The sequence below is a fragment of the Paenibacillus piri genome, assembly GCF_004354045.1.
GTDB lineage: Bacteria > Bacillota > Bacilli > Paenibacillales > NBRC-103111 > Paenibacillus_S > Paenibacillus_S piri.
The window spans coordinates 174,713-188,595 of record NZ_SMRT01000004.1; the positions used below are offsets into that span (position 1 = coordinate 174,713).

At 51.1% G+C, this 13,883-nt stretch carries 11 protein-coding genes and 1 pseudogene; 2 read left to right on the forward strand and 10 right to left on the reverse strand.

The genetic code is table 11. From position 1 onward, the window contains the following. Window positions 1-9: 9 nt before the first annotated feature. The 5 genes from E1757_RS11235 to E1757_RS11255 all read right to left on the reverse strand — a co-directional run bounded on the left by E1757_RS11235 (window position 10) and on the right by E1757_RS11255 (window position 7,106). Window positions 10-1,695 carry an extracellular solute-binding protein gene (locus E1757_RS11235; RefSeq protein WP_133227822.1) on the reverse strand — a complete coding sequence of 562 codons (1,686 nt, stop codon included), beginning with the start codon at window positions 1,693-1,695 and terminating at the stop codon, window positions 10-12. Between the two features lie 72 nt (window positions 1,696-1,767). Beyond that, entirely contained in the window at window positions 1,768-2,649 is an 882-nt protein-coding gene (locus E1757_RS11240) for a carbohydrate ABC transporter permease (protein ID WP_133227824.1), read from the reverse strand. Between the two features lie 14 nt (window positions 2,650-2,663). Next, the gene (locus E1757_RS11245) at window positions 2,664-3,617 is read right to left on the reverse strand and encodes an ABC transporter permease (protein ID WP_133227826.1); all 954 of its coding nucleotides are present in this window, start codon (window positions 3,615-3,617) and stop codon (window positions 2,664-2,666) included. Window positions 3,618-3,742: 125 nt separating this feature from the next. Continuing rightward, a complete protein-coding gene (locus tag E1757_RS11250) occupies window positions 3,743-5,380 on the reverse strand; it encodes a response regulator transcription factor (protein WP_165972077.1) in 1,638 nt (545 codons plus the stop codon). Beyond that, window positions 5,373-7,106 (reverse strand): sensor histidine kinase, encoded by a 1,734-nt coding sequence (locus E1757_RS11255; protein WP_165972078.1) that lies wholly within the window; start codon window positions 7,104-7,106, stop codon window positions 5,373-5,375. The genes E1757_RS11250 and E1757_RS11255 overlap by 8 nt, the downstream gene beginning before the upstream one ends. A gap of 213 nt (window positions 7,107-7,319) precedes the next feature. Here E1757_RS11255 and E1757_RS11260 point away from each other — a divergent pair. After that, window positions 7,320-7,520: pseudogene (locus E1757_RS11260) on the forward strand (BCCT family transporter); the annotation flags it as partial. A gap of 113 nt (window positions 7,521-7,633) precedes the next feature. Here the strand turns inward: E1757_RS11260 and E1757_RS11265 are convergent. Together E1757_RS11265 and E1757_RS11270 are read right to left on the reverse strand one after the other, a co-directional pair. Beyond that, window positions 7,634-8,926 carry an MFS transporter gene (locus E1757_RS11265; protein WP_133227832.1) on the reverse strand — a complete coding sequence of 431 codons (1,293 nt, stop codon included), beginning with the start codon at window positions 8,924-8,926 and terminating at the stop codon, window positions 7,634-7,636. A gap of 173 nt (window positions 8,927-9,099) precedes the next feature. Continuing rightward, window positions 9,100-10,239, reverse strand: coding sequence for an N-acetylmuramoyl-L-alanine amidase family protein (locus tag E1757_RS11270; protein WP_165972079.1), 1,140 nt, complete (start codon window positions 10,237-10,239; stop codon window positions 9,100-9,102). Between the two features lie 165 nt (window positions 10,240-10,404). Between E1757_RS11270 and E1757_RS11275 the strand changes: the two genes are divergently transcribed. Beyond that, a complete protein-coding gene (locus E1757_RS11275; protein WP_133227836.1) occupies window positions 10,405-10,923 on the forward strand; it encodes a hypothetical protein in 519 nt (172 codons plus the stop codon). 81 nt (window positions 10,924-11,004) lie between these two features. Here E1757_RS11275 and E1757_RS11280 read toward each other — a convergent pair whose 3' ends face one another. Genes E1757_RS11280 through E1757_RS11290 form a run of 3 tightly spaced genes read right to left on the reverse strand, consistent with a single transcriptional unit; the run spans window position 11,005 to window position 13,882 of the window. After that, a complete protein-coding gene (locus E1757_RS11280; protein WP_133227838.1) occupies window positions 11,005-12,096 on the reverse strand; it encodes a Gfo/Idh/MocA family protein in 1,092 nt (363 codons plus the stop codon). 16 nt (window positions 12,097-12,112) lie between these two features. Further along, complete coding sequence (locus E1757_RS11285; protein ID WP_133227840.1) at window positions 12,113-12,943, reverse strand: carbohydrate ABC transporter permease; 831 nt, start codon at window positions 12,941-12,943, stop codon at window positions 12,113-12,115. A 3-nt stretch (window positions 12,944-12,946) separates the two neighbouring features. Further along, a complete protein-coding gene (locus E1757_RS11290; RefSeq protein WP_133227842.1) occupies window positions 12,947-13,882 on the reverse strand; it encodes a carbohydrate ABC transporter permease in 936 nt (311 codons plus the stop codon). Window position 13,883: the final 1 nt, after the last annotated feature.

Genomic DNA, 13,883 nt, shown 5'->3' on the forward strand with positions numbered 1-13,883 from the left:
TGTATGATTTTACTTTTTGACCGAGGAGTACCATTCATTCACTTCTTTGGTAATGTCATCCCCGCCGGACGATTTCCATTTCTTCACAAAATTATCGAATTCATCGATCGGCAAATCGCCGTATACGATTTTGGTGAACGTTTGCGCTTCGCTCGTGCTTAAGTTCTCCCATCTCGTTTTCATTGTTTTTGTAGGTATGCCGATAAATTTGTCCCTCATCGAATAGCTTTTGCTGTCAATATTGACGCTTACGCCTTGATATCTGAGCGCATCCGAGAACAGGCTGTCTTTTCTCTCGAAATTGTTGCGCGGTTCTCCGCCTTTAGCCAGGTTTCCTAAAGATTCCATGGCCGAGGATGGAATGCGCGCTCCTTCGAATGCAATCGTATACTTTTGCGGGATGACGCGTCCGCCGGGAATATCCTTCGAATCGTAGCTGACTTTACCGTCTTTCAGAGCGTAATCATAGCCTTCGGCAAATTGATATTTAAATTCGTCGCTCTGCATTAAAGCGAAATTTTCAAACAAATAGTTTTGGTACACGAAGAAGGCTTCCGGATTTTTGGCATTCTTGTTAATGAGCACGGCGCCGCTGAAGTTTTGCGTACCGATTCGGCCCGCTTTTCCGTCAGGACCTTTCGGCACCGGATAAGCTTTAAAATTCGCCGTCGGCACATTTTTCTTCACATTAATAAGCGGCGTTCTGTCCATCCAATAAGGTCCGGCGATCATCCCCGCCCGCCCGGAAGTAAATAGCTCCGCAGCTTTCGATTCGTCGAACAACCCGGCCTCCTTAGGAACAAAGCCTTTCTTCACCCAGTCGCTAAGCCGCTGTAACGCTTGCTTGCTTCCCGGATTGATGGAGCCGTAGGACAGCGTGCCGTCTGCTGCGTCGTTCCATTGCTCCGGAATAGTGCCGTAAGCTCCAAATACAAAGCTTGCGGTGCTTTGAGTCGATTTAAACGAATCTTTCAACGCCATCGTAATGCCGTAGGTATCTTTTTTACCGTTGCCGTCCGGATCCTGGTTGACGAAAGCATCCATAATTTTCTCAAGGTCGTCCAACGTTTCAGGGCCTTTCAAGCCGAGCTTATCCAGCCAATCCTGGCGGATCCATAATACCGTGTCATTGTTCCAGGCGTAATCGGGAATCGGAATCGCATAAACGCCATCCTTGCGGGTGAACGGATACCACATGGTCGGGTCCTCGTTAACCGCCTTTTTGTAGGTCGGGGATGCGTATTTATCCCACATGCTTTTTGCATCCAAAAACTGTCCGGAATCGATCAAATCATTCGCCAGCTGGATGTTATCGACGGCAATCACGTCCGGCATCGGTTCGTTGGCGGATAACGCCAGCCGCAGACGCGTTTCAAATGCTTTATTTTGCGTGGAGGCAGTCCACAGGTACTTCAGGTTGATGCCCAAACGATCCTTGGCCCAACGGGTATGCACGTTATCTTCCATCGTTTCGCCATTTTTGAACGTCGTGGATGGTGTAATGCGTCCGACTGTCGTTAACGTAATCGGATTATCATATTTGCCTTTGGCAACCGCGTTGTTTTCTTCTTCCTTTTTGGCACCGGAGGCTGCCCCGGACGGCGCCGCCGAATTGTTGCTGCAAGCGGACGCAAATACGAAGGTGCACGCGAATAACGCCATCATAGTTGTTTTCCATAATTTCTTCGTTTCCATTCTTTTTTCCCCCTATAAAATTATAAATATTCGCATATGGAGCATATATCGCACCCATGTAAACCCTCATCGCTATTCCTTGACCGACCCCATGACGATACCTTTAACAAAATAACGCTGCAAAAACGGATACACGAGCAGGATCGGAAGCGCCCCAATGAAAATTTGCGAAGCTTTTACCGTACGGTTCGACAATATTTCCAGGTCGGCAGGGTCCAGATTCAACTGGTTCATATCCTGCTGGACGATGACCGTCTGCAAAAACGTGGATAGCGGATATTTTTTCATCTCCGTCATATAAATTAATCCGTCGAACCATGAATTCCAATGCCATACCATCGTAAATAACGATATGGTCGCGATGGCCGGCAGCGATATCGGCAAATAGATGCTGAACACCGTACGAAAGTACCCCGCTCCATCGATATGGGCAGCTTCTTCCAACGCTTTGGGCACGCCGACTCTGAAGAAGTTCATCAGCAATATCATATTAAATATATTGATTGCATGAGGCAAGATCAGCGCCCAGATGGAGTTAATCAAACCGAGCTTTTGAATGATGATGTAGGTCGGGACAAGCCCCGCGTTTAAAAGCATCGTAAATACGAAATACCACATGTAAAAGGTACGTCCCCGAAAATCCGACTCTTCCTTGGAAAGCGCATACGCCGCGATGACCATAAGAAACATGGAAACGACGGTTCCGATGACGGTACGAACAACCCCGTTCCAGAGAGCGCGGGAAAAATTATCGTTGCCCAGCGTCTGCGCATAGGCCTCGACATTGAAATCGATAGGCCAAAACGATACGAGATTGGCTGATGCCGGAGCCGCCCCGCTAAACGAAACCGCCAATATATGCACTAAAGGGGCGATACATAATAGAGACAGCAATCCGATGAATAACAAGTTGACGATACTGAAAATGCGGTAAGGCACGGAAACAAACTGCACTGGAGTCTCTCCTTTCAAAAGATGCGGTAATTCGCAAACCGGTAGGCCAATCGGTAGGCAATAATGATCAGGACGAAGCTGATCACGGATTTAAACATCCCCACTGCCGTTCCAAAACCGAAATCCCCGGCAATCAAGCCTACCCGATAAACATACGTATCAATGATGTCACCTTTCTCATATACCATCGGGTTATACAAGTTAAAGATTTGATCAAATCCCGCATTTAAGATGTTTCCAAGCGACAGCGTGCCTACGACAATTGCGATAGGAATCAAACTGGGTATGGTAATATATAAAACCTGCTGGAAACGATTCGCCCCATCGATGGTCGCCGCCTCGTACAAGCTCGGGTCGACACCGGCCAATGCGGCCAAAAATACGATCGTGGCAAAACCGAAGTCTTTCCATATATCGCTCGCAATTACGGTAATACGGAACCAGTTCCCGTCCCCCAGGAAAAAAACAGGCTCGATTCCGAATACGGAGGTCAGCATGTTATTGACCAGGCCGCCATCTGTAGAAAGCATATCCAACAGAATACCGCCGAGGATGACCCAGGATAAAAAGTGAGGCAAATAGACAAACGTTTGCACTACCCGCTTGTACCAGATTACCCGGACCTCGTTGAGCAGCAAAGCGAATACAAAAGGTACGATCAAATGAAACACGATTTTCAGACTGGCAATGATAAAGGTGTTTACAATGACCTGCCTCGTTTCCGGAAACTCGATGAGCTTATTAAACTGCTCCATTCCGACCCAGGGAGAATTCATAAACCCCAGGTAAGGCTTGAAATTTTGAAACGCCATGACCAGCCCCGGAAGCGGAGCGTATTGGAAAATAAATACAAGAATAAAAGCGGGAAGCACCAAAATATGTAACGGCCAATTTTTACGCAAGTTCCATTTTCTCTTTGCTTTTATTCCGGAAATCGGAACATCCGTTTGCTGTAAAGCAGCTTTCATGCAGTCTCAACTCCCCCTATCCATTCTTTATATAGAACCAATTGGTACAACCAAGCTTGTAATTCAATACTATCCGATAGGGTGGCTTTGTCATACAACCTACTTTAAATGTTTCTGTTCTAATTTTAATCAATATGCTGTTCTCTGAACTCGTCGGGGGTCATGGCGAAATATTTTTTGAACACTCTTGAAAAATGCGACGGGTTCTGATAACCGGATTTTCTCGATATTTCATTGATTTTTTCGTTCGTCTCGGCTAACAGATGCGCCGCTTTCTCCATCCGCAGCCGGTATATATATTCGCTGATCCCTTCGCCTGCTTCCAATTTGTATATTTTGCTAACATATACGGGATGCAAGTAGACGTGCTCCGCGATGCTCTGGAGAGAAACATCATGCTCCAGATTCATTTGAACGTATTGATTAATTTTTTGTATGATCGACCGCTGGCTGTTTTTCGCTTCGTTGATCGTCCTGTTTTTCAGCACCTGAATCGTATTCCGCCCCCATTTCTCCAGACCGGTGACGCTTCGCAGCGCTTCATGCTCCACGCCTGTCACCAGGTTGAGCTCGGTCATATGCTGTAAAAGACCGCCTTGCTTATGAATCGTATGCGAGACGGAGAAGCTTACCATCATGGCCACTTCATATATATAGTCGTGGAGATAACCTTTTTTCCCGCGCAATTCCTCGACGATGCGATCGAATTTTCGGTCCGCAGCCTCCCAACGTCCGGCTTCCAATAAATTCCATAGCAAAGGAGGTTCGTGAATGCTGCGCAATGGCTGAACCTCCTCCTTCGAACCGGTTTGAATCGAGTTGATGAAGAAGCCCTGGACATTATCCGGGTGGTTGCGGATTACCGACATCGATTTTTGATAAAAGGAATACAGATCTTCGGGGAATTTCCCCCATTCGCTGATAAGTACGGAAATGCCGCCCTGCAAATAAGCGGTGACGCTCTCCTGAAGCTGCAGCGAGCATTTCTCCAAAATTTTGATGGTCAGCTTATCCTCATCATTCGACATTTCCCCAGCCCGGATTTTATTCGTAATGACAAACACCAGATTATCGTTCACATCTTTACAGGGCCACAGCTCAAACTGCTTGCCGAAAATTTCCTCGCTGATATTGACAATACCGTATTCGAGCAGTGACAGGCTGTAGTCGTCATACCGGTCGAATCCTTGCTCCAGCCGGATAAACATCATGGCAAATAATTGATCCAATCCGATCTGAAGGTTCAGCATGTCCAGTTTTTTGGAGAGCGTCGGCAGCGGGATATATTTTCCTTGCAGCAAATCATTAAGCAGAGCCCCCCTTAACAGAGGAAGGTGCTCGTTCAACGTATACAGCGTGCGCTGCTGCGAGACAATCTCGTTCCACTCCAATTCAATCTTGGCAATGACCGAACGGACCGTACTCAACAATTCATCTTCCTTCACCGGCTTCAATAAATAAGCCTCGGCATGAGAGGTGATCGCCTGCTGTGCATATTTAAAGTCGGAATAACCCGAAAGCAGTACACACTTGGTCTTCGGCGAAATGGATTTAATGCGATCGATCATCTCCAGACCATCCATTTCCGGCATCCGGATATCGCTGATCACGATAGGAATATTATGGATCTCCAGCAACTCAAGCGCTTCGCTGGCCGAAAAAGCAGTATGCACCGTTTCGATCCCCAATTGCTCCCAATCGTAGGTATTCGCTAAATTTTCTACAACAAACGATTCATCATCTACTATTAATAGTTCATACATTATCGTTGTCATCCTTTCTCCAGCATAATGCCGCTTTGACTCCGCCCAGCTCCGAATGGGATAAAGCAAGTCCCGACTCGCTGCCAAATATATGAATCAGCCGCTGGTTGACATTCCACAAGCCGCAGCCCATCTCTTCGGTTAACGGCTGCCGCAATTTCTTGTCCAGCTCCTGCATCTCGGCATCCGTCATTCCTTTACCGTTGTCTTCGACAATAAGACGCGCCGCCTTCTCTTGGAGCTCGCCGCGAATGACAATCCGGCCGACGTTCTTTTTCCGTTCTATGCCGTGGATAATCGCATTTTCGATCAGAGGCTGCAGCAATAGCCGGGAAAACGGAAAGCTCTGCATAAACTCGGGCACCTGAATCTCGTATTCTATCTGCTGCCGCAGCTGTTGAATCGTCAAATAATTACGGACTAACCCGAGTTCGTCCGCCAAGGTCGTCGTTTGATTTTCCGTACGGGTCGTATAGCGGTAATAATCCCCGAGATTCGTCGCCATCGCTTCGACCGCTTTTTGATCGCCGAGCCGCGACATGCTCACAATAAAAAACAGGCAATTATAGAAGAAATGCGGATTTATTTGCGATTGCAGCTGTTTGACGATCGCTTCGCGCGAACGTATTTTTTCCCAATACACATTTTCGATCAGCTCCTGAATTTGCCCGGCCATCTCATTAAACCGGTTAAATAAGAAGAAAAATTCATTTTTGGGCATTTTCAGCAGCCGGGCCGAATAATCTCCCCGTTTCAGCTTCTGCACGTTATTCATCAGCTGCAAAATCGGGATCTGCACATTCCGGTAAATGACGAAAGATACTGCAATTCCCAATATAAGCAATATCGAAATGACGGTATAAAATGCGTTGCGGTTTTTATTGATCGGCGCAATCGCTTTTTCCAACGGCACAAAATCAACCAGGTACCACCCCAAGGTTGCGGATGGGACATAACTGAGCATATAATTTTCACCCGAGATTTTGACCGGTTCATGATTGACCTGCTCCTTCAGATTCATCGAGTTTAAATATTGGGTCAACTCGCGTACCTTTTCAACGCTCCCTTTATGACCTATGATCGGCTCCAATCCGGGAGCATAAAAAAAAGGATTGCCTTGCTTGCTGGTCATATATTGATCGAGCATCATTTTAATATTTTCAACGCTGAAGCTGACCTCGACGATCAAGTTGGCGGAACTCGGATCATTCCTTGCGGCTGGCGGATCGATCGTATACCAGGTAAAGCGGTCATCCGGCTGCGTATCGTCCTTCCCTCCATACGACCAACGCGTAACCTTATCTATCTTGATATCCCGCATTTCATAACGGCTTAAAGGATAGGTCGTAAGAACCGCCCCGGAAAGCGGAGAGTAGACGGACATATTGTTTTGCCAAGGACTTGAGGTACTGTACAGGATAAGCTTTTCCATAATTCGTTTCTTCGCTTCGATTCCGCTGGATATCGTATCCATTTTATCGAGCCTCATCATTTCCCTGATGCTGCTGTCATTCGTTAGCGTAACCGAATGCAGCGCCAGCTGGGCCACATTATTTTCAACCTGGCTCAGAAAAAATCTCAAATTGCCCATACTGGAATTTTCAATTTCGCTTTTGACGACACTGACATTGACTTGATACGAATAGCTGTAAATGACAATAACCGGAAGCAGCAGCATAAACACCAGCACGACGATCTTTCGGAAAAACTTGTTTTTATAAGGCATTCTAATCCCCCATCGCCCATCGGAACAACCCTTTTTTAGTACCCATATTCTATCATGATTTTGGAGCGGGGACGGGGCAAATCCAAATTTGCTTAAGATTAGCATATACATATTTAGATAATCATAGAAACGGCGGCGTCATGAAACGGTCTGCCCGGCGGCTGCCCCGCTGTATGATGCTGCCGCTCCGGCGGCTGCATAAATTTCATCCGGCAAAATGCAGCCTGGCTTCGGTCCTGGACCATTTTTTATTGGGCGTGGCGGATCGCATGGGTGCCGTTCGTAGCAACCTTCATCGCCCGTGTCTCCAAAGGAATAACGGTAAGAGAGTTCGTCATTGCCGTGCTGATCATCCCGTCGGTTGTCTGCGCGCTCTGGTTCGGTGTTTTCGGAGGGACTGGAATTTACATGGAACATGTATTGGGGTTGGACGCTGGAAGATTAAGATCATGTTGTGCTGCGGCGAGAGTTTAAAGGACTGGCGGGAAATACTGTTCGTGCTCCGATCCCCGCCCGTTCGCTTTTCCTTACTTGGCCCGCTCCCTTTCACCCGGCTTGCCGCGGTCGCGGCTTCGGTCTGCCGCTTCGACAGCGCCTGCCGGCACGCCGGCAGCCGGTTGGATCATGCCCAAAGCCTCTTCCATCGGCTGCCAAAAACGAAGCAAGCCAAGTATACCGCTAATGACAACCGCGCATAACGCATAAGTGAGCCATGGAACGAACGATTGCGTCCCCAGGCTCAACAGCCCGCCGCCCGCAAACTTCCCCGCGCTTTCGCCCAGGCCGGATAAAAAGTTCGAAATGCCGAAAAAAACGCCGATCATCGAGGCGGCGCCCAATCGCGATACGGCAACGTCTATAGTGGGCATGATCAGCATTTCGCCGATAATGAAGACAGCCCCGCTCAACATGAACATGTAGAAATTGGCCGCCCAATATATGGAGCCTAACCCGCCGCCCAAAAACAGCAGTCCCAAGGATAAGACGTACATGGGATGCGTTTTTTCGATGAACCATTTGGAAATCGGCCTTTGCAGCACAATGACGATGATGCTGTTCATCGACCAGATCAGGCTGACCATGCCCGGATCCGGCAGCACCGCTTCCGCCCTTAGCGGCAGCCCGAGCGAAAACTGGGTATAGACCGCCCAAATACAGATGATGACCAGCGAGAATATGACGAATGCCTTATTTTGAAAAATGGCCGCATACGATTGCGCGGAAATCGCCCGGCCGCTTCCTTGGGGCAGCCATAGCCGGCTGATCAGACCCGAAGCCGCGTAAATGCCGGACGCCGTATAGAAAATGAAATCCGACGCGCCGCCGAGGATAAAATAGGTCAGCAGCCCGGCAGCCGCCATCCCGATGTTCGCGACGATCCCTCTGATCGAGAAAGCGGTCGTTTTGCCGCTGTCGCCATGCTGCTCCGTCTCGGCCAATGCCGCGATGGCCGCCTTGGTCGACGGCGCGTTCAAGCCTACACCGAAGCCGCTCAAAAGCCCCATCCCGATCAGCGGCCAGAAGCTGCCGAACAAGGCGTAGCCGGCGAGTGCGCACGCATTGATCCATGCTCCCGCGGCGATGACGGTTCTTCGCCCGATCCGGTCCGCCAGCCACCCTCCCAGCAAGCTGCCCGCTTGAAACGCAAACGGCGTTGCCGCCAAAATCAGGCCGATCTCCGTGATGGCCATTCCTTTCCGCGCCGATAAATAAATCGGCAGCAAAGGAATGACCATATACGTGCCAAGATGAGACAGCAGCACGCCCAGCAGCAGCATTCTCATAGGTGTTATGCGTGTTGACGCTTGTTTGGCTGTCATAATTTCAGATCCCGCCTTTCGTTACATAATGGATAGTATCTCCACCATTTCCTGAATCATGAATTTCAAAGGCGTCATCACACATAAAAGCCAGCCGGAACAATCCGGCTGGCTTCCGCCAAGCAGAGTCCCCGCTAACTTCGAGGACTGCATAATGCAAGAACATATGTTTGCTAATCGTTGAAATACGCCTTCAATCCGTTTACAATCGCCTCGGCCGCTTTCTGCTGGTAAGCCGAGGTGCGCGCGATGGCTTCATCCTTCGGATTCGACAAAAATCCGAGCTCGACGAGCGCAGACGGTCTGCCGTTTTCCCGCAGCACGTGATAATCGCCGAACGAAATCCCGTTGCTTTTTAATTCCAACGCCTGATTAAGCTCTGCCTCCAGCTTTCTTGCCAGGCTCTCGTCCTTCGATTTGGAATAATAGAACGTCAGCGTGCCGCTGACCGGCTTCGGGGAAGAATTGTAATGAACGCTCACGAAAGCGTCCGCTTTTTTCGATTCGCTGATTTTTACGCGGGCGGACAGCTCCTCGTTCTCGTCCTTTTCCCGGGTTAAAACGGCCTGGGCGCCGGCTTCCCGCAGCTTGTCCGCCACGTAACGCGCCGTCGATAAATTTAATGATTTTTCATACGTGCCGTATTTCTTGCCGATGACTCCGCTATCGTTGCCGCCATGTCCGGGGTCGATGACGATGACCTTTCCATTGATTCCTTTACCCTTGCCCTTATCCGTCGTCGATAAAGCCTTCACTTGACCTTGACCATTGCTTTGGCTTTGAGGCTCTCCGACATATTTGGCAAGCACCCAGCCGGTGTCGCCGTCGGCGGTTTTCGCCTGCAGCCAGTCATTTTGCCGGTCCAGTATTTGTAAGGCATTGCCCAGCTCCAGGATGCGGACAGCCGGATTGTCCATGCCCGGGCCTTTGCGCATATGTAATAAATCGGCCAACACCTCGGCTCGCGAGGACGGCTTGGACGGGGTCTGTGCGGGAACGGCCTTCCCCTGCTTGTCCGGCGTGTCAACGTCGAGCATTTGCAAATAATAGCCGGCTACCCAGCCTGTCGTACGTCCGTATGCGACCTGGATCCAGCCGAACGATTCCCCGAAGGTGGAAACGATCGCGTTATTTTTCAATGATCCGATTGCCGGCGATTCGCCATCCGGCTGGCTGCGGACCGTCAGCGACGTCGCCAGCACTTTGGCGCTGCCCGTTCCCGCTTCTCCCGCGTATGCGGCGGCGGCGTAAAGACCGGCTATATTGAACGCGATCGTGAAAATAACGGCTATCTTGCACCAAAACAGCTTCAACCGAGCCCCCCCATTCTTTCGGATTATGTCGCCATAAATACCAATATAACAAGAAAATAATACCAAAAACAGAGCACATTCTCTTATTTTTGCGACTTCCGAATCGACGGGGCGTCTAGGACAATACTTCTCTTTCATATATTTTCAAGTAAGGAGGGAATCGATATGCGCTTCACGGTTCAATATATACCCCTCAGCCGGATCAAACCCGGTTTATCATCCATAATGACCGCAAAGCTTCGCAAGCTCCGCAGCCTCGTTTGGGACTGCATGCATGTGCTCGTTGTACGCAAAAACCGCAAAGACGGGACCTACACCGTCTTGCTCGGTCAGGATCGCTACGACTTTTTGACCAAGCATACGAAAAAGCTGACCGCCCCTTGCCTCGTCGACGAGAGCAAGACTTGCGCCCGGCTCGAATCGTGGCTGCACCGGCTGCGGAACGAAAGACGGCGGGCCGCCGTGCCGTTCAAGCGATTGGATCGTCTGACCCCGCCCGCCTGGTCGATCATTCGCACCTTTATGAACACGGAGCTTGCACGGTTTAACCGACTGACCTGCAAGCAGCAAATTCAAGTGCTGATCCTGGCGGTCCGTTACAAAAGAACGGTCGTCGCCTTGATGAAGTCGAAGGTCGATCAGCTGTCGTCACGGCCGGAACCTAATTCCGCGCCAAAAACCTGAGGCCGGCGCCTGGCCGGCGCCTCAGGTTTTTTCCGGTTCAACCGGTTGATCCGAAAATCGGGCCGGCTTGAAAATGCCGGGCTACTGCCCGTTAATGACGATCGGGCTGCCCTCGGGCGAATACCGGTAAGCCTCGAACAGCTTGGCAATTTCCAGCGATTCCTCCAGCGTTCCTTTTTGCGGCGGTTGACCGTTCAGAATGCTTTCGCAAAAATGGAGCACCTCCGGCACGTAGCCTAGGTAGAAAATATTTTTGTTATACAGCTGGCCGAGCGAATGCTCCGGCTCCCAATGCAGCGGCGCCGCCTGATCGTCGACCAGGTAAGAGGCGGACCTGCCATAAGCCGGACGGGCCGCTTTACGATAGTAAGTCACCTTCACGCCGTTTTCCACCACGACGTTGGCCCCGCTCCCGACGACCTCGAGACGTTCGAGCGGACTGCTGCCGGATACGCCGGCAGGCATGTGCAGCGTCCCGACGGCCCCGTTCAAAAACCGCATATTCGTCACCGTACCGCCGTTAAACGGCTCGCGCTCATACGCGATGCTGCCGATTTTGCCCATCAAATAATGGATGATTGAGGCCGGGTGGTACAGATGGTCCAGAAATCCTTTCAGCTTCCTCAAATCCGATCGCTCGGCGAACGCTGGTATGTCCTGCGGGTAACGGACATAGATCGAGGATGGCGTGCCGAACTCCGGCGAGCTAATAATTTGCTTCGCCTTGGCGATTGCCGGGAAAAATACTTTCTTCAACCCGCTCATCGCATACCGGTTGTTATCCCGGCTCGCCTTCATCAGCTGCTGTACCTCCTCCACACTGGCCGCGGTCGGCTTTTCCATCCAGACGTGAACGCCCGCCTTGAGCGCATCGAGCGCAATATCCGTCGCCTGCACCCGGCCTTCCGGTGTGTACGAGGTAACGATGAACACCGCATCCGGCTTTTCCTTCTCCAGCATTTCGCGGTAATCCGTATATACCGCCCTGGCCCCGAACTGGCGTGCATAAGCCGCTGCGCGATCCGCGTCCTTATCGCAGATAGCGGCCAGATCGACCGGCGCATATTGGAATGTCGGATAAATGTTGCGGAACGAATGGCCGCCCGCTCCGATGAAGCAAATATTCAGCTTGCGATCGTATTCGAAATTGTATTTGACGTTTGCTTGTTCCATGGCAAAAACCTCCCGATTATTTGAGTGAACCGCTGGATATACCCCGAACGAACGACTTTTGCAGCAGCACGTAAATGATAATGGACGGAATGAAGGCCAGCACGACGCCGGCAAAGACGACCCCGTAATCCGATGTGTTAATATCGCGGAAACGCATAAGGCCCAGGGGCAGCGTTCTTTTGTCATTGCTGATCAGCACGAGCAGCGAAAGCAAAAACTCGTTCCAGGAGCCGAGAAAGCTGAATACGGATAACGCCAGCATGCCGGGCTTGGACAACGGCAGCATAATGGTCCGGAATACGCCCCATGTCCCCGCTCCGTCAATTTTCGCCGCTTCGATCAGCTCATCCGGCAAGTCGCGGAAAAAGTTGCGCATCAAATAGACCGCGAACGGAACCTCCAGGCCGACTTCGGCAACGATCAGCCCGGTCAAATGATCGATCAGCCCATAGCTTTTCAACTGGTAAAATAAAGGGATGATGACCGATTGCGCCGGCATCGTCATGCCGAACAAAATCACATAGAACAGCGACGGATGCTTTCGCAGTCTCATCTTGGCGAAGGCATAGCCGGCCGGACAGGCAATGACGGCCAACAGCGCCGTCACCGTTACCGCCACCAGCAGACTGTTCCAGAAATAAACGCCGAACTTCCCTTCCGTCCAGGCGGTCGTGAAGTTTTCCCAATGCCATGACTGAGGCAGCAGGGACGCGCTCCCGAATATTTCCGAATTGCTCTTGAATGCGCTGGCCAATACCCATAGAAACGGGGTCAGCGTCGCCACGGTCAAGACGATCAAGACGGCATAAACCGTCGACCGGTAGCCATATGTCGATTGATTAAACACCGGCTAATCTCCTTTCCGGTCGCGCCACTGGTTGAATAGAACCGTCAACACAATGACCGCAACGCCAAGCGTTAAAGCGGCCGCCGAAGCCCTGCCGATTTCCGAGCTTTGGAATGCGTCCCGCCATACATACACGGCAACGAGCTCCGTGGAGTTGCTGGGGCCGCCGCCCGTCATCGCCCAGACGGTGCCGAAGCCTTTGAGCGAAGCGATGAACGCGAGGCTTAATACCATCGTCATCGTATTGCGCAGCGACGGCAGCGTAATATACCGGAACCGCTGCCACGGCTTCGCCCCGTCGACCACCGCGGCTTCATAAAGCTGTGGGTCGATGCTCTGCAGTCCGGCCAAAAACAGCACCATATAAAAGCCGTACGCCTGCCAGGAGCTGGCCACGCTGATCGCGGGCAGCGCGAGCGTCGTATCGCCAAGCCAGGTGCGGGTCAACGCTTCCAGACCGAATTGCTTCAAGGTCAAATTAATGAAGCCGATCTTCGGATGATACAGCTGCGCCCAAATAATCCCTACGACCGAAAGCGACAGCACATGAGGCAGAAAGCTCAACGTGCGGAACAGGCTTTGTCCGCGCCCGATCTGGGCTACGAGCAGCGCCGTGACGAGGCCGCCGCCTACGGCAAGCAGAACATGCAGCACCCACCAGACGAACGTTCGGACGAGCGACATATGGAACCTCGGCTCCGACCACAGCGACGTAAAATTGGCAAATCCGACAAAATCCATCGTCGGCATCATCCCGTCCCAGTCATACATGCTGAGCTGTACCGAGACGAGCAGCGGAATCAAAATAATCGCCACGTAAAAGCAGAGCGCGGGCAGCGAGAACAGGAAGGCCCACCCGTATTCCCGGATATGTTTCGCGGAGCGCGATTTCGGTGCGAGCGACGTATTGTTCCATTCGGAATCGACTGTCGATTGCATT

Bases quoted from the DNA above. Each gene is read 5' to 3' on its own strand.
- E1757_RS11235 (WP_133227822.1), bottom strand. From the start codon at position 1,695: ATGGAAACGAAGAAATTATGGAAAACAACTATGATGGCGTTATTCGCG.
- E1757_RS11245 (WP_133227826.1), bottom strand. From the start codon at position 3,617: ATGAAAGCTGCTTTACAGCAAACGGATGTTCCGATTTCCGGAATAAAA.
- E1757_RS11250 (WP_165972077.1), bottom strand. From the start codon at position 5,380: ATGTATGAACTATTAATAGTAGATGATGAATCGTTTGTTGTAGAAAAT.
- E1757_RS11255 (WP_165972078.1), bottom strand. From the start codon at position 7,106: ATGCCTTATAAAAACAAGTTTTTCCGAAAGATCGTCGTGCTGGTGTTT.
- E1757_RS11265 (WP_133227832.1), bottom strand. From the start codon at position 8,926: ATGACAGCCAAACAAGCGTCAACACGCATAACACCTATGAGAATGCTG.
- E1757_RS11275 (WP_133227836.1), top strand. From the start codon at position 10,405: ATGCGCTTCACGGTTCAATATATACCCCTCAGCCGGATCAAACCCGGT.
- E1757_RS11280 (WP_133227838.1), bottom strand. From the start codon at position 12,096: ATGGAACAAGCAAACGTCAAATACAATTTCGAATACGATCGCAAGCTG.
- E1757_RS11290 (WP_133227842.1), bottom strand. From the start codon at position 13,882: ATGCAATCGACAGTCGATTCCGAATGGAACAATACGTCGCTCGCACCG.